Annotated in this window: 14 protein-coding genes; 5 read left to right on the top strand and 9 right to left on the bottom strand. The window is 67.2% G+C overall.

What is annotated here, in order from left to right; all coding sequences use genetic code 11:
- Positions 1 to 11: 11 nt before the first annotated feature.
- The gene (locus tag RBB84_RS08045; protein ID WP_064255663.1) at positions 12 to 776 is read left to right on the top strand and encodes an HAD-IA family hydrolase; all 765 of its coding nucleotides are present in this window, start codon (positions 12 to 14) and stop codon (positions 774 to 776) included.
- Positions 777 to 779: 3 nt separating this feature from the next.
- On the opposite strand, the gene RBB84_RS08040 is transcribed toward RBB84_RS08045, so the two are convergent.
- Positions 780 to 3,146, bottom strand: a complete 2,367-nt coding sequence (locus tag RBB84_RS08040; protein WP_064255662.1) for a phosphoketolase family protein — start codon at positions 3,144 to 3,146, stop codon at positions 780 to 782.
- 273 nt (positions 3,147 to 3,419) lie between these two features.
- On the opposite strand from RBB84_RS08040, the gene RBB84_RS08035 reads away from it, so the two are divergent.
- Complete coding sequence (locus RBB84_RS08035; RefSeq protein ID WP_156666051.1) at positions 3,420 to 3,557, top strand: hypothetical protein; 138 nt, start codon at positions 3,420 to 3,422, stop codon at positions 3,555 to 3,557.
- Positions 3,558 to 4,424: 867 nt separating this feature from the next.
- Here RBB84_RS08035 and RBB84_RS08030 read toward each other — a convergent pair.
- From RBB84_RS08030 to RBB84_RS08015, 4 genes are all read right to left on the bottom strand, one after another.
- Complete coding sequence (locus RBB84_RS08030) at positions 4,425 to 5,108, bottom strand: DNA alkylation repair protein (RefSeq protein ID WP_064255660.1); 684 nt, start codon at positions 5,106 to 5,108, stop codon at positions 4,425 to 4,427.
- 128 nt (positions 5,109 to 5,236) lie between these two features.
- Positions 5,237 to 6,367, bottom strand: coding sequence for a tyrosine-type recombinase/integrase (locus tag RBB84_RS08025; protein WP_064255659.1), 1,131 nt, complete (start codon positions 6,365 to 6,367; stop codon positions 5,237 to 5,239).
- A complete protein-coding gene (gene pepN, locus RBB84_RS08020) occupies positions 6,364 to 8,856 on the bottom strand; it encodes an aminopeptidase N (protein ID WP_064255705.1) in 2,493 nt (830 codons plus the stop codon). The genes RBB84_RS08025 and pepN overlap by 4 nt, the downstream gene beginning before the upstream one ends.
- Positions 8,857 to 8,906: 50 nt before the next feature.
- On the bottom strand, positions 8,907 to 9,752 hold the full coding sequence (locus RBB84_RS08015) for an SDR family oxidoreductase (RefSeq protein ID WP_064255658.1): 846 nt from the start codon (positions 9,750 to 9,752) through the stop codon (positions 8,907 to 8,909).
- Positions 9,753 to 9,873: 121 nt separating this feature from the next.
- Here RBB84_RS08015 and RBB84_RS08010 point away from each other — a divergent pair, with 121 nt between their 5' ends.
- The gene (locus RBB84_RS08010; RefSeq protein ID WP_006552145.1) at positions 9,874 to 10,248 is read left to right on the top strand and encodes a helix-turn-helix domain-containing protein; all 375 of its coding nucleotides are present in this window, start codon (positions 9,874 to 9,876) and stop codon (positions 10,246 to 10,248) included.
- A gap of 98 nt (positions 10,249 to 10,346) precedes the next feature.
- Positions 10,347 to 10,784, top strand: coding sequence for a carboxymuconolactone decarboxylase family protein (locus RBB84_RS08005; RefSeq protein ID WP_064255657.1), 438 nt, complete (start codon positions 10,347 to 10,349; stop codon positions 10,782 to 10,784).
- A gap of 27 nt (positions 10,785 to 10,811) precedes the next feature.
- On the opposite strand, the gene RBB84_RS08000 is transcribed toward RBB84_RS08005, so the two are convergent.
- From RBB84_RS08000 to RBB84_RS07990, 3 genes are all read right to left on the bottom strand, one after another.
- Positions 10,812 to 11,456: a LysM peptidoglycan-binding domain-containing protein gene (locus tag RBB84_RS08000; RefSeq protein ID WP_064255704.1), complete on the bottom strand. Its 645-nt coding sequence runs from the start codon at positions 11,454 to 11,456 to the stop codon at positions 10,812 to 10,814.
- Positions 11,457 to 11,581: 125 nt separating this feature from the next.
- A complete protein-coding gene (locus RBB84_RS07995; protein WP_041803359.1) occupies positions 11,582 to 12,040 on the bottom strand; it encodes a nitroreductase family deazaflavin-dependent oxidoreductase in 459 nt (152 codons plus the stop codon).
- Between the two features lie 291 nt (positions 12,041 to 12,331).
- Positions 12,332 to 13,054, bottom strand: coding sequence for an amino acid racemase (locus RBB84_RS07990; protein ID WP_064255656.1), 723 nt, complete (start codon positions 13,052 to 13,054; stop codon positions 12,332 to 12,334).
- A gap of 614 nt (positions 13,055 to 13,668) precedes the next feature.
- Here RBB84_RS07990 and RBB84_RS07985 point away from each other — a divergent pair.
- Complete coding sequence (locus RBB84_RS07985; RefSeq protein ID WP_064255655.1) at positions 13,669 to 14,736, top strand: hypothetical protein; 1,068 nt, start codon at positions 13,669 to 13,671, stop codon at positions 14,734 to 14,736.
- Between the two features lie 57 nt (positions 14,737 to 14,793).
- On the opposite strand, the gene RBB84_RS07980 is transcribed toward RBB84_RS07985, so the two are convergent.
- Positions 14,794 to 15,234, bottom strand: coding sequence for a VOC family protein (locus RBB84_RS07980; protein ID WP_064255654.1), 441 nt, complete (start codon positions 15,232 to 15,234; stop codon positions 14,794 to 14,796).
- Between the last annotated feature and the right edge of the window lie 314 nt (positions 15,235 to 15,548).

Here is a 15,548-nt window from a genome sequence, read left to right as displayed (position 1 = left end):
AGGAGGACATCGTGCCCGAGACGCAGTCGCGGTTCCGTGCGGTGATCTTCGACGTCGACGGGGTGCTCGTCGATTCACCGCACGAGACGGCGTGGCGGGAAGCGCTGGCGGAGTTGATGACCGGCGACTGGCGCGACCTGCAACCCGAGACCTCCTGGACCGACGACGCGTTCACCGCGGCGGTGTACCGGCAGGTGCTGTCGGGTCGGCCGCGGATGGACGGCGCCCGCGCCGCGCTCGAATACTTCGCGGTGCCCGACTCCGAGCGCCGCGCGGCGGACTACGCCGAGCGCAAGCAGGCCCGGTTGCTGCGGTTGATCGACGAGCGCCGGTTCCGCGCCTACGAGGACGGGGTGCGCTTCGTCGCGGCCGTGCAGGCGGCGGGGATCGCGGTGGCCGCGGCGTCCTCGTCGAAGAATGCCGGGCTGTTCCTGCGGGCGGTCCCCGCCCACGACCGTCCTGGCGAGACGCTGCTCGACCGGTTCGACGCGGATCTGTCCGGCCGCCCGGTCGCCCACGGCAAACCCGACCCGGAACTGTTCCTCACCGCCGCCGACGAACTCGGGGTGCCCGCCCAGGCGTGCGTGGTCGTCGAGGACGCGATCAGCGGGATCCGGGCGGCGAAGGCCGGCGGCATGTGGGCGCTCGGTGTCGCCCGTTTCGACGACGCCGCCGACCTCGAGGACGCGGGCGCCGATCTGGTGGTGACCTCCCTCGACGAGGTCGACGTCGACGCCTTCACCGCCGGGCGACTGGCCCGCCGCGGATCGGTTTGACGCTCAGTCTATTCCGACGCCCTGCCAGTGCCAGTCGGTGATCACCGGCATGTCCTCGCCGTGGGTGCGCACGTAGCGGGTGTGTTCGGCGAGGATGTTCTCGAGTTCCTCGCGGGCGTGCCCGGCGATCGGCCGGATCCGCTCGACGCGGTCGAGGACGTCGAGCGCGAGGTGGTAGCGGTCGATGCGGTTGAGCACGCACATGTCGAACGGTGTGGTGGTCGTGCCCTCCTCGATGTAGCCGTGGACGTGGAAGTTCTCGTGGTTGGTGCGCCGGTAGACGAGACGGTGGATCAGCCACGGATAGCCGTGGTAGGCGAAGACCACCGGCTTGTCGGTGGTGAACAGCGCGTCGAAGTGCGCGCCCGGCAGCCCGTGCGGGTGCGCCCGGTCGTCCTGCAGCCGCATGAGGTCGACGACGTTGACCACCCGGATCCGCAGGTCGGGGAAGCGGCGGTGCAGGATGTCGACGGCTGCGAGGGTTTCCATCGTGGGGATGTCGCCGGCGCAGGCGAGCACCACATCCGGTTCGACGTCGCGGTCGGTCGAGGCCCACTGCCAGATCCCGATGCCCTTGCGGCAGTGGGTCATCGCGTCGTCGATGTCGAGGAACTGTACGGCCGGTTGCTTCCCGGCGACGATCACGTTGATGTACTGGCGGGTGCGCAAGCAATGATCGGCCACCGAAAGCAGGGTGTTGGCGTCCGGCGGCAGGTAGACGCGCACGACCTCGGGTTTCTTGTTGACGACGTGGTCGATGAATCCGGGATCCTGGTGCGAGAAGCCGTTGTGGTCCTGCCGCCACACGTGGGAGGTGAGCAGGTAGTTCAGCGACGGGATGGGGCGGCGCCAGCGGATCCGGTTCGTGGTGAGCAGCCATTTGGCGTGCTGGTTCACCATCGAGTCGACCAGGTGCGCGAAAGCCTCGTAGCTGGAGAACAATCCGTGCCGACCGGTGAGCAGATACCCCTCGAGCCAGCCCTGGCAGGTGTGTTCGGACAGGATCTCCATGACGCGGCCGTCGGGGGCGACCCGGTCGTCACCCGGCTCGATGCGCGCGTTCCAGGTGCGGTCGGTGGCGTCGAGGACCGCGTCGAGGCGGTTGGAGTTGTTCTCGTCGGGCGCGAACATCCGGAAGTTCGTGGCGTTGCGCCGCATGACGTCGCGCAGGAAGGTGCCGAGGATGCGGGTGGCCTCGCCGGTGGCGGTGGCCGGTTCGGGAACGTCGACGGCGTAGTTGCGGAAGTCGGGCAGGATCAGATCCCGCAGCACCGCTCCCCCGTTGGCGTGCGGGTTGGCGCTCATCCGCCGGGTGCCACGGGGCGAGAGGTCGCGCAGGGCCGCGACGGGAACGCCGTCGTCGTCGAACAACTCCTTCGGCCGGTAGCTGCGCAGCCACTCCTCGAGGAGGCGGCGGTGCTCGTCGTTCCTGCGCGGATCACCGATCGGCACTTGGTGGGCGCGCCACGTGCCCTCGACCGGGGCGTCGTCGACCTCCACCGGGCCGGTCCAGCCCTTGGGGGACCGGAGCACGATCATCGGCCACGCCGGGCGGGTCGCGTTTCCCGAGCTGCGGGCGGTCTGCTGGATCTCGGAGATGCGGTCGAGCGCCGCGTCGAGGGCGGCGGCGAAGCGCCGATGCATGTCGGCGGGATGGTCGCCGGCGACGACGATCGGTTCGTGCCCGTAGCCGCGCAGCAGCGAGATCAGTTCGTCCTCGCCGATGCGCGCGAGCACCGTCGGGTTGGCGATCTTGAAGCCGTTGAGGTGCAGGATCGGCAGTACCGCGCCGTCGCGGCGCGGGTCGACGAACTTCGTCGAATGCCAGCTCGCGGCCAGCGGCCCCGTTTCGGCTTCGCCGTCGCCGACGACCGCGGCGACGATCAGATCGGGATTGTCGAAGGCGGCGCCGTAGGCGTGCGAGAGGGAGTAGCCGAGTTCACCGCCCTCGTGGATCGATCCGGGGGTCTCGGGGGCGACGTGGCTGGGAATGCCGCCGGGGAACGAGAACTGGCGGAACAGGCGCCGCATGCCGTCCTCGTCGCGGGAGATATCCGGGTAGACCTCGCTGTAGGTGCCTTCGAGCCACGCCGCGGCCACCGGTCCGGGTCCGCCGTGACCGGGACCCATGACGTACATCATGTCCAGGTCGCGGGTGGTGATGGCGCGGTTGAGGTGCGCGTAGACGAAGTTCAATCCCGGTGTGGTGCCCCAGTGTCCGAGCAGCCGCGGTTTGATGTGTTCGGGCCGCAGCGGTTCGCGCAGCAGCGGATTGTCCATGAGGTAGATCTGGCCGACGGACAGATAGTTCGCGGCCCGCCACCACGCGTCGAGGGTGTCGAAGTCGGTGTCGGTGGTGGGGAGCTGCATCGTTCTCCTCGTCGTCGCTGATATCCGGCGCCGGCCAGGGCTTTCCCGCGAATGCGCATGCGGGGCCCGGCCTGCCGCGTACCCTCGCTCGGAACGGTACCCAATCGGGGAGGTACCCACTCCCGGTACCGACCGGAACGATCCGACACCGGAAGTCGAATGCGAATGCCCTGGGCCAGGACCGCACAGGAACGCACAGTCGATTACGAAGCACCGCAGCGGCGGGTGATCCATCCCGTTCGCAGGCCGCGCGGTGGGGGTGATCGGGCGCTCGTGGCGTTCGCACACCTGGTCGCGGCGGTGGCCGGTGGCCGCGGCTACTGGTTCGACGCCCGGGTGTGGTTGCTGACGGGACGGACCACCGGGTGGAACGAGATCCGGCAGGAGATCCGCACACTCGACGTGGCGTGAGCTACGAGGGGGTGGCCGTCGCCTCGTTCCTCCATCGCACCATCTCGCCGATCCAGCCCGGTGCGTACGGGGACGTCTGTCGCTCCGGGGATATTTGCGCGTAGGCCACCACCTCGAAATTCACTCAGCAAAGAGTTGCCCGCACCAAATTACTCCATTACTTATCACACAAAATTGGATGTCGCCGCGAGAACACTCCAGGGAAAATCGGCAATTCAGAAATTTCGCATCTTCGGACAGCTCATACTGGTCATGTCACCAACCGGGCCCGCCACAAGGCCGCCGGTGGAGCCATGCCGATGGCGCTTCACCCAACGTTGTGAAACCACTGCAACGAACGCGGGAGGATCCGATGAACGCACCCTCCGACCAGTCCAGCGGAGAAGGAAAGAGTTTCTGGAAGTCCGCAGAGGGCATAGGGGCGTTGGCTGCACTGATTACCGCATTGGGGGCCGTTCTCGGCGTAATCGTTAGCACTCAGGGCCAAGAACCTCCTCCCCCGCCCCCCAACGACACCTCAAGTCCATCATCCGAGCCCGCCACAGCGACGATTGCGCTCGTTTACGAAGATCAGGACTACGGGTGCACCGCGGATATTACGGTCCATATCGCGAATCAAGTGATTATCCCGACCGGGGCACGCCATACTATCCGGAATGTTCCTATTGGATTGCAGCCCTACTCCATGACTGGACTACTGCAGTGCAATTCGCTCGGAGTGCGCTGCAATCTGAGGGAATCAGGGGCGATCGATGTAGCCGAAGGTAGCCAATACGCGTTCGTGTGGGAAATAAACACTGACGCGCAAACGTGCAGTGCAACCCTCGATGAGGAATAGTCGTATCCTTCCCAGCGGCCTGCGATAGCTCACGTGCTCTTCCGTTGCACCATCTCGCCGATCCAGGCCGGCGCGTACGGTGACGTGCAGCCCGGTGACGTCGGATAGTCCTTCAGCACCTCGAGGCGTTCCCCGATGTCGAGCGCGCGGGCCCGGTGGTCGCGGTGTTCGATGCCGATCTGCGCCAGGCACGTGTTCATCGCCCATTGCAATCGTTCGGGGGCGTCGCGCATCTGGGCGTCGATGATGTCGAGCAGGCCGGACAGGTCGAGGCCGTCGGCGTTCTTGACGACACGCTCGGCGGTGAGTGCCCAGCCTGCGCTCGCGACGATCGGATCTGGATCGGTCATCCATCGCCCGCGCAGCTCCTCCGCGTGCGGGTTCTTCTTCACGACGTAGTTCACGAACCAGTCGTGCACCTTCGGGGTGCCGGTCTCACGGACCATCGTGTCGAGTTCGTCGGCGGTGAACGCCTTCGGGCGGCAGATCAGCAGCGCGAGCAGCCGGGCGGCGGTGTCGCCGGTGGCCCAGAGTTGCTGCGCGAGCTCGTGCTGCGTCTTCACCTGCTTGGCGACGGCGCGCAGGGCGCTGAGGTTCACGCCGTGGTCGTCGCCGTGTTTCTCGTTCACCGCGCGGATCTTCGGGTCGTCGAGTGCAGCGAGTTCGGTGAGCAACTCGTCGATGGTCGGAGCGTCCGTTTTCGTCTGTGCCACCGCGATCTCCTGTCCGTATGTCGGTCGCGCCTCAGCCTACGAGCATCGGGCAACGGCCTGGGCTGGTTCCATCGTCGATTCGGGTGGGTTCGGCGTCGCTGAGTGGGATCGGATCCACCCGGATCCGTTCACAGGCCGAGTTGGGTGACCGCGTTGCCGACGAGACCGGCGTGGTGGCGGCTGTACAGCGCGACCATCCGTTCGTCCGCGTGCCCGGTCTGCGTCATGATCGTCTGTGTGGTCGCGCCGCCGCGCACCGCCTGGGTGACGAACCCGGCCCGCAGGCTGTGCCCGCCCAGGGTGGCGACGAGGTCGTCGCTGAATCCGGCGCGGCGGGCGCGGCGCTGGATCATCGAGTGCACGGACTGCCCCGACAGCGCGGTCGTCCCCACCGCGCCGCTGTGGTGCACCGGCCGGAACAGGGGCCGGTCGCCGTCCTGCGTGCGCCCGGCCGCCAGACCGCGGCAGCAGTGCTCGGCCGGGTCGGCCGCGGCGGTACCGAGCAGGTCGACGACGGCCTCGCGTCCGGACTCGTCCCACGCGTCGAGCACCTCCCGCCAGCGTCGATAGGCACACACCGGACAGGTGTGCGGATCGGACCCGTACGGCAGGGTGACCGTGCGGCCGCGCGCACTGCGGTCGGTCTTGGACCGGCGGACCGTCACGTAGAGCCCGTCGGCGCGGTGCGGGACGACGTCGGAGACGACGAGCCCGGTGAGCTCCGAGCGGCGCAGCGCCCCGGCCAATCCCATGAGCAGCAGCGCCGCGTCGCGACGTTCGGCGACGCGTTCGGCCCACCCGCCGTCGGCCGCCTCGGCACGCATCGCGGTGAGGATGGTGCGGATGTCGTCGGTGAGCAGCGGGGTGCGGCGCGCCGGCGGGGTGGCCCGATCGCGTCGGATGCCGCGCAGCAGATCCCGAACCGATTCGTGCCCACCGGGTTTCGGTAGGCCCGCCAGGGCGTGCATCTTGTTGATGGTCGACACCCACCGCGACAGCGTCGACGGCGCGTACGCCCAGCGTCCATCGGGGCGCACTTCGGCGGCCTTCTCGGTGAGGAACCAGCTCAGTTGCTCGGCGGTGGCCGGCATCGGACTGTGCCCGGTGCGTTCGCACCAGCGGGTGAAGATCGTCCAGTCACCGATCTGGGCGACGCGGGTGTTCTCCGAAGTCGCCTTCTCCCGCAGTCGCCGCATCGCGGTGGCGACCGTGTCCGGTACCGCGGGCACTTCGGGACGGGGCAGATCCGGGCTGGTCACGGCGTGTTGATCCTTTGGACACGCAGGTCGCGGGCGAGATGGTCGCGCTGTTCGATCACCAGACGCCGCAGCGCGGCCGGAACGTCGGTGTGGGCCTCGAGCCAGGTGTCGACGGGTTCGAGGCTGTCGGCCGCGGGAAACAATCCGACGACGATGCGGCGGGCGATCTCGATGCTGCGGCTCGTCCACGTCTCACAGAGCACCGCGAAGTAATCGGTGTCGTAGGCGGAGATCAGGTCGCGGCGCTCCCCGGCGCGGAACCCGGCGATGGTCGCGTCGAGGTGGTCGTTCGTGAGGGTGTGGTCGGCGAGGATCGTCGCCCACGCGTGCGCCTTGACCTCGGCGCGCGGGCGAGAGGCGAGCGCGCGCAGGTGCGCGGTGCGTCCCGAGGCGGTGTCGTCGTTGCGCAGTTCCTCGTCGAGGTCGGCCTCGTCGGCGTCGCCGGTCGTGGTCAGCGCTGCCCACCAGCTCCATCGCAGGTCGGGGTCGAGGCGCAGGCCGTCCGGCGGTGCGAGGCTGCCGCACAGGATCGCTCGCAGGTCGGCGGCGTGCCGGTCGTCCACGCTCGCCGCGACACCGAGCGCGCGGGCGAATGCCAGCTGGGCGTCGCTGCCGGGTGCGACACCGTGCACTCCGTCCCAGACCGCGTCGAGCCAGCGACGCCGCGCATCGGTGCGCGCCGAGTCCGGCACATAGTGTTCGACGGCCTGGGCCGCGTTGGCAAGCACCGCGGTGAGCAGCGCGATGTCCGCCTCGTACGGGGCGAACCCGGCGGCCATCGACAGATAGCGGTCGACGGCGAGTTCCCCGTCGCGGGTCGCGTTCCACAGCGCCGACCACAGCAGGCCGCGCGCGAGCGGTTCGCGGACGCGGTCCAGGGAGGACTCGACCGTGTCGAGCGACCGCGTGTCGAGGCGAACCTTGGCGTAGGTGAGGTCGTCGTCGTTGAGCAGCACCAGCGCCGCCTCGGGCAGGTCGACGGGGGTGCGTTCGTCGGCGAGGTCGACCTCGACGCGGTGGGTGCGGACGAGGTCGCCGGAGTCGTCGGAGTCGTAGCAGCCGACGGCGAGGCGATGCGGGCGCGGATCGCCCTGCACGATCTCGTACCCGGTCCCGGACTCCTCGAGATGCAGGGTTGATACGCCGGTGGTCTGCAGCCACGCCTGCGCCCACGACGTCAGGTCGCGGCCGGAGGTGCTCGACAGTTCGACGAGCAGATCGTCGAGGGCGGTGTTGCCGAAGGCGTGCTTGCGGAAGTACCGGCGGGCACCTTCGAAGAAGGCGTCGCGGCCGACATAGGCCACGAGCTGCTTGAGCACGCTCGCGCCCTTGGCGTAGGTGATGCCGTCGAAGTTCAGCTTCGCGGCCTCGAGGTCGACGATGTCGGCGACGATCGGATGCGTCGTGGGCAGCTGGTCCTGCAGATACGCCCAGGCCTTGCGGCGGTTCGCGAAGGCCACCCACGCGTCGGTGAACTTGGTGGCCTCGGCGCTGGTGAAGGCGCCCATGAAATCGGCGAACGACTCCTTCAGCCACAGGTCGTCCCACCACTTCATGGTCACCAGATCGCCGAACCACATGTGGGCCATCTCGTGGAGGATCGTGTTCGCGCGACCCTGATGCTGGGCGGCGGTGGCGGCACCGCGGAAAACGTACGCCTCGGTAAAGGTGACGCAGCCGGGGTTCTCCATCGCACCGAGGTTGTATTCGGGCACGAACACCTGGTCGTACTTGCCGAACGGATACGGATAGTCGAAGTGCTCGGCGTAGAAGTCCATGCCCTGCCGGGTGACCTCGACGATCTCGTCGGCGTCGAGATGCTCGGCGAGTGACGCGCGGCACAGCACTCCCAGCGGCACCGTCAGCTCGTCGCGGCTCCACGACGCGTCGACCCGGTGGTACGGGCCGGCGACGATCGCGGTGATGTAGGTGGAGATCGGCTGGGTCGGCGCGAACGTCACGGTCTGGGTGTCGTCGCGCTGCACCGTGCGCTCGGCGGCCTCGTTCGAGAGCACCTGCCAGCGGCGCGGGGCGGTGACCACGAAGGTGAACGGCGCCTTGAGATCCGGCTGTTCGAAGCACGCGAACACGCGACGGGCGTCGGCCGGTTCGTACTGGGTGTAGAGATAGGTTTCGCCGTCGACGGGGTCGACGAAGCGGTGCAGCCCCTCCCCCGACCGGCTGTACCGGCCGGTCGCGACGACGGTGACGACGTTGATCTCCTTCAGACCACCGATGGTGATCCGCGCGCCGTCGTAGACGACGGGCACGAGCTCACCGTTGATCGTCACCGACTCGACGGAGTCGCCGATGAAATCGAGCCAGGCCTCGTCGGTGGAGGCGGTGAATTCGAGCGTTGTGACCGTGGGGAATCCGGTGCGTCGGGCGTCGACGGCACCCCGCAGGTCGAGTTCGACGCGGTAGGAGTGCACGTCGAGTGCGCGGGCGCGCGCGGCGGTTTCGGCACGGGTCAGATTCGCGGAGCTCACGAGTCCCGATCCTGCCATCACGCGCCCGGACCCGACGGGATTAGCGGGTGTCAGGCACCGATCGCTTCGGCTGCCGGCGTGGCGGGGCGCCCGATGAGGCGTTCGAGATCTCCGCTGTCGGTGTCGAGCGCGCCGACGGCGATGCCCGCGTCGGAGTCGGCGAGCACGGCGGCGAACTGTGCGGGCACACCGGCGTTCTCGAGGATCGTCGCGTACTCCTCCTTCGGCAGATCCTTGTAGGTCACGGGTACGCCGACGATGTCGGAGAGGACCTCCGCCAGTTCGGTGTAGGTCAGTCGCTGACCGCCGAGTTCGTAGACGGCACCGGCGTGTCCCTCGGTCGTGAGGACCGCGGCGGACGCTTCGGCGAAGTCCTTGCGGGCGGCCCCGGCGACGCGGCCTGTGCCGGCCGAACCGAACAGCGCCCCGGTGGCAGCGGCAGCGGCGACCGAGCTGTCGTAGTTCTCCCAGTACCAGCCGTTGCGCAGCAGGGCGTGGTCGATGCCGGAGGCGGCGAGCAGTTCCTCGGTGGCCTTGTGTTCGCCGGCGAGGATCAGCGGGCTCGTCGCCGCGTTCAGGATCGAGGTGTAGGCGATGAACGCGACGCCGGTGGCCTGGGCGGCGTCGATGATGTTGGTGTGCTGGGGCAGTCGCTGCCCCACTTCGCTGCCGGAGACGAGAAGCAGCTTGTCGACACCGGCCAGCGCGTCGCGCAGGGACGCCGCATCGGCGTAGTCCGCAACACGGACCTGCACCCCGTCGGCCGCCAGGTCTGCGGCCTTCGCGGCGTCGCGCACGACGGCGACGATGTCGCCGGCGGCGATACCGCGGGTGCGGAGCGCGGTGATGGTCAGGCGGCCGAGGTGGCCGGTAGCTCCGGTGACAGCGATGGTCATGGGACTCCTCGAAGTGGTCGAGCGGGATCGGGAACGCCACCATTCCATCACTTACTTTTCGTAAGTGCAACCACTGGAGTCGGTACCCATCGTTCGCATAGCCGCCGTATACTCGGCATTCATGAGCACCGATCGCCTCCCCGAAGCCGACGTCTTCGCGCGCGAGTGCCCGTCGCGTCCGGTGCTGCAGAACATCACCGGGCGTTGGGGTGTGCTGGTGCTGGCGGCCCTCGTCGACGACACGCGCCGGTTCTCGGAACTGCGTCGCCGGGTCGACGGCGTGAGCGAACGCATGCTGTCGCAGACCCTGCAGACCCTCGAACGCGACGGCCTGATCCACCGCGCCGTCCTGGGGACGATCCCTCCGCATGTCGAGTACTCGCTCACCGACCTCGGACGCCGCATCACCGCGCCCCTGCTGACGCTCATCGACGTCGTGGAGGAGTCGATGCCCGAGATCGTCGCCGCGCAGGACGAGTACGACCGCACCCACTGATCCGGCGGCGCGAACCACACCCACCGGCATGGATGCGGCTGACAGAATGAAGCGGCCGGTCGCTCCGGCCGATGTCGCTCGCCGGAAGGACATCCACAATGGCGCACATCAATCTCGGTAAGCAGCACCCGGCCGCCTACAAGAACGTTCTGGCGTTGAACAAGGAGGTCGAGGAGGCCGTCTCGCAGGCCGGTCTCGATGCGAAGCTCGCCGAACTGGTGAAGATCCGCACGTCGCAGCTCAACGGATGCGCGTTCTGCCTGCGTATGCATACGCGCGACGCCCTGGAGAAGGGCGAGACCACCGATCGTCTCGCGGTCGTCGCGGCCTGGTGGGAGTCGCAGTACTTCACCGACCAGGAGCGCGCCGCGCTCGCGCTGGCGGAAGAAGTCACACGCCCCATGGAACCCGGTCGTCACGAGTGGGACAACGGTGCACTCAGTGACGAGCAGGTTTCCGCGGTCACGTGGCTTGCGATCGTCATGAACGCGTGGAACCGCATCGCCGTTCGGAGCCACTACCCCGTCGCCCCGTGACCCGCACCGGCCTCACGGCCCCTCTGGTCAGAAGTTGGTGAGGTTCGGGAAGAACAGCACCTGCCCGACGGTGATCCTGTTCGGATCAGCGATGTGATTGGCAGCCGCAATCATCGCGAACATTTCCGCGTTCCCGTAGTGGTCCTCCGCCAGAGCCCGCAGGGTATCGCCGGGGACGACGGTGTGCCGGTAGTTGAGCCCCGGACGAATCAGCACGCGGCCGACCTCGACGTGGTCGGGGTCGGTGATGTGGTTCGGGAACGAGATCACCGGATACAGCTGCGCCTCGCCGTACCAGCGGCGTGCAAGCTCCCAGAGGGTCTCTCCCGCGACCACGGTGTGGCGCCCCACGTCCCCGAGTTCGGGAATCAGCAGTGAGCGGCCGACCTGGATGACATTCGGGTCGGCGATGTGGTTGGCCGCCGCGAGCACCGGGAACAGGGTCCCGTCGCCGTAGAAGTGTTGCGCCAATCCCGACAGTGTCTCGTCCGGTGCAACGGTGTGCCGTTCGGTGATGTACGGGATGAGCAGTTCCTGTCCGACGGTGATCTCGTCCGGATCGGTGATGCCGTTCGGAACGGCGATGACGGGGAACAGCGTCGCGTCACCGTAGAACCTCTGCGCCAACTTCGAGAGCGTGTCGCCTGCGACGACTTCGTATTTCGTAACCATGACCGTACCTCGGTGGTGTCGAGCGTCCGCGATCCGAATCGAATCGACGAAGATCATGGTGGTCACTAACGGCAGCAGGCACACGCGTAGCGCGCTACCCGAATCTCGTATGAAAGTTCCGTCGACTACGTCGGTGGCAGCAGTTCGAAGACCGGATGGTGACCGGCCTCTGCGACGAACCGTTCCACCGGATCGTTCCTGCGTGCCTCGAAATACCGCCGGGTGGCGGACGCCAGCTCGATGTACCGCTGCAGGACGGGCCCGGCCTCCTCCGCTGATAGCTCACGGATCGAGTAGCGGCGCGTGTCGCGGCGCCTGCTGAGCTCGACCTCGCGGGCAGCACGCGCGTTGTGCACCCACCCCACCGATCCGTACGGGGCCACGAGCCAGCGTTTTCCGTGCAGATCGACGATCAGCACGGGGTTGCGGCGGATCTTCCCGGTGCGCCTGCCGCGTGTGGTCAGTAGATAGGAGTGCGGCACCAATCCCGCACGAGTAAGCGTGCTCATCGCGACGTTCTCGATGTGTCGCCACCGGCTCGGTCGGTAGGTGCGCTCGGGACGGAAGGAGCTGTCGGTCATCATCTGCCCTCATGCCCGTCGCGTACGGCACTCGGACCGTGTTCGACAAAGTTGGGGCACCGACGTCCGACGTACCCCGGGCTCCCTGAGCCGGGGCAGTGTGGCCGACATGTCCACATGTGTCCGGTCGGTCGGGCGACCCGTCAGTGCCGGCTGGTGGATTCGTCGGTGACGAGGCGGTACAGCACGTACACCGCGAACCACGCAATGAGCACCGACGCGATCACGAGGGCGATCTCGTAGAAGAGGACCATATGCTCGATGCTACGACCCGCCGCGGTTACCTGCCTATTATCACCGGAACTGTCCGCCGCGCCAGGTCGGCAGGTCGCGCGTTCCGAGAGCCACTTCGAGGGCCGCCTGTCCGGACAGTCGTGTCGAGTCCAGTACCGGCAACGGCGAGTCGTCCAGGGAGACCAGAAGTGGGATCTCGGTGCACACCAGCGCGACCGCGTCGCACCCGGAGTCCGCGAGTCTGCCGATGAGGTCCACGAAGGACGTCCGGGTCTCGTCCCGGAAGATGCCGTGCACCAGTTCGTCGAAGATCGCCGCGTGTACCAGGTCCTGATCGTCGTCGGTCGGGATGATGGCCTCGATTCCGCGTGCCGCCAGTTCGCGGGGATACAGAGTGCCCTGCATGGTGAACCGCGTTCCCAGGATGCCGACGCGTCGGTGCCCGGCACGCTGCGCTGCGTCGGCCACGATGTCGATCAGGTGCAGCCCGGGAATCGTGAGTGGATCACCGGGTGCTTCGAGCGCGAGATGAGCGGTGTTGTCCGGGCACACGAAGAAGTCGCAGCCGGCCCGGGCCAGACGATCGACGCTGGTTGCAAGCACGGCGCGCACCGCTTCGTAATCCCCGCGCTCCCACGCGGGCATGCAGTGCTCGAAGGAGATGCAGTCCATGGTGACATCCGGATGCGCCGGATGTCCGAGACGGTTGCTGTGCTGACAGACCTCGCGCCAACACAGCGAGGCACCTTCCCAGCTGTGGCCCAGGATTCCGACGTGTTTCATCCTTGTACCCCCTCTGTCCTGCGCCTGTGGTCGCTCTCCGTGTGACGAGCGGGAGGGCGACCACGGCGGTGATAGATCAGGATCCGAATGACGATCCGGTCTCGATCAGCTGCGTGATGACGGCGACGAGAACATCCGCAAGGAACATTGCTGCAGAGCCCATTCGATTACCTCTTCTCTTCGGTGTGCGGATACACGCTCAAGCGAGCGCAGACTGCCCAGCGCTGCAATGTGTTTCATTACATCCGCCGGCTGGAGCAGACATTCGACAACTCCCGCCCCACACAGTCGGTGACCGGCGCCACAGTCGAGGGGCCCCTTCCTCAGCGGGCTTCCCGGTCCCCGATCCGGGGGGTGCACAGTTTTCGACCGTCGCCCGTAGCTGATCGTCATAAGTGGGGATTATGACGATCCGTACGCACACTCGATCACGGATGAGATCAAGTTGTTTCTACTGCGATATTCGTTACGAAAAGCCACATCGTGTGGGTTTTACCCAGTTCACAGCGTTTCATATCATTTCGTTTCATTCCAGCCCCATTGCTTAATTACGTAACTAAATGCGGTACGATACCTGCGACCCGGGATTTCGACGCGCCACGACGAGGACCTCCATGACCGACGCACACTCCCCCACTCCCGAAGCGACCACCGACGCGGACGACTCGAGCAAACCCCGGGTGGGACGCCCTCGGAAGTACGCCACGGCAGCCGACCGTGTGCGCGCCTATCGCGAACGCGAACGCGCCAAGAAAGAAGCCGCCGGCACGGCCCCGGCGGTCGTCGAGAGCCCGGACGATGCGGTCTCCGCGCTCACGGCCGCCACCACTGCCCTACGCGCCCTCGCAACCAACAGCGTCGAGCAGTACTCGGCGATCGCCGAACGGATCACCACCGCGGTCGACAAGCTCACCGACGCCGAGGCCCTCGAGGCGCAGATGACGCGGTCCGCCGCCGAACTCGCGAAGGTCAAAGCCGACGCCGACGCGAAGATCGTCCGTCTACGCGAACAACTCGCCCAGGCACTCGAGGACCGCGACAACGCCGACGCGGCAGTGGCCGCCGTCGACGCCGAACTCGCCGACGCTCGTACCGCACACACCGAACAGGTGCGCCGACTCGACGAGGCGCATCACGCCGAGCTGACGCGCCTCAAGGACGAGCACGCCGCAACACTGCAGCGGTGGAAGGACGAGTTCGAGGCCGCGACCGCCGAGCACACAGGGGTAGTCGGCGACCTGCGTGCGACGATCGTTCAGCAGGACGAATCCCTCACCGCGCAGCGACGCGAACTCGACGAGGCAGCAGCCCAGCGTGAGCGCGCGACCGTCGAGGTCACCGACCTGCGAGCCGAGATCGCGCGCCTGCAGGCCGCACTCGACCGGGAGGTCTCTACCCGCGAGCGCCTCGACACCGAGCTCACCACCGAGCGCGACCGCACCTCCGAGCTACGGAGCCGACTCGAGGAATCGCGCATCACCGCCGCGACGGCCCAGGCGGCCGAGACCGCGGCACGAGCACGCGGCGACGAACTGCGGGCCGAACTGTCGGCACTGCGCGGCGAGATCACCGCCTTGCGCGACGAGACGAAGACGCTTCAGACTGAAAATCTGACGCTGAGAACCGAATCGACCTCTCTCCGCGCCGAACTGGATGCAGTGGGGGCCGCCGTGACGAGCTGAGCCGATCGCCCGATCATCGAGAGGTTCGATGCCGATCTCCGCCGGCGGGGGCGAGCGTCAACCGAGCTGTTCGAACAACGACACGATGATGCCGTCCGGTCCCCGCACGTACGCCATCCGCACGCTGTTCTCGTATTCACCGATACCCCCGACGAGCCCGTAACCCTGCTCGGCTACAGCGTCGACGGCAACTTGGAGGTCGCCGACCTCGAACGACACATTGCGGATCCCGAGCTCGTTCGGCATCGCCGTCGGCGAACCGGGGAGGTGGTCGGGCGCGATGAAGCGCGAAAGCTCGAGCCGGGTCCCTCCGTCCGTGGGTCGGAGCATCACGATCTCGCAGTGCGTGCCGGGGAGTCCGCAGACGGTCGCAGGAAAGTCGCCCTGCACAGAGCCGGTGCCTTCGACCTCGAAGCCGAGGCCGACGAAGAACGCCGTCGCAACGTCGAGGTCGGAGACGGTGAGGCCGACATGGTCGAAACGTCGTACGTGTGCCATGGGATCCATCCTTCGATGTTGTCTCGTCCGTTTACTGCTGGGACGGAGCCGGTGCTCGGATCTCGGCATTCCGCGGACTCGGTGGGACATCGGATCGTTCCCCACCACCGCATCGATGAGCTACGACGCGCCCCTCTGATCCGAGCAGCCCTGACAAGCATCAGCAGGCACAGCCCGATACCCCATCCGATCTCCGACAGCATCACACCCGCACCACCGCCCCGTCATATCACACACCTGCTCATCCACATTCAGAGCAGTAGAGCCCGAATTGTTTCTGTGAGAAGTCCAATTCTTCCACTGCGACAGGGCAT

The organism is Rhodococcus sp. D-6, from assembly GCF_040256695.1.
In the GTDB taxonomy this organism is placed as follows: domain Bacteria; phylum Actinomycetota; class Actinomycetes; order Mycobacteriales; family Mycobacteriaceae; genus Rhodococcus; species Rhodococcus pyridinivorans.
Note: the sequence above shows the minus strand (reverse complement) of the source record. Positions and strands in the feature narration are given on the sequence as shown.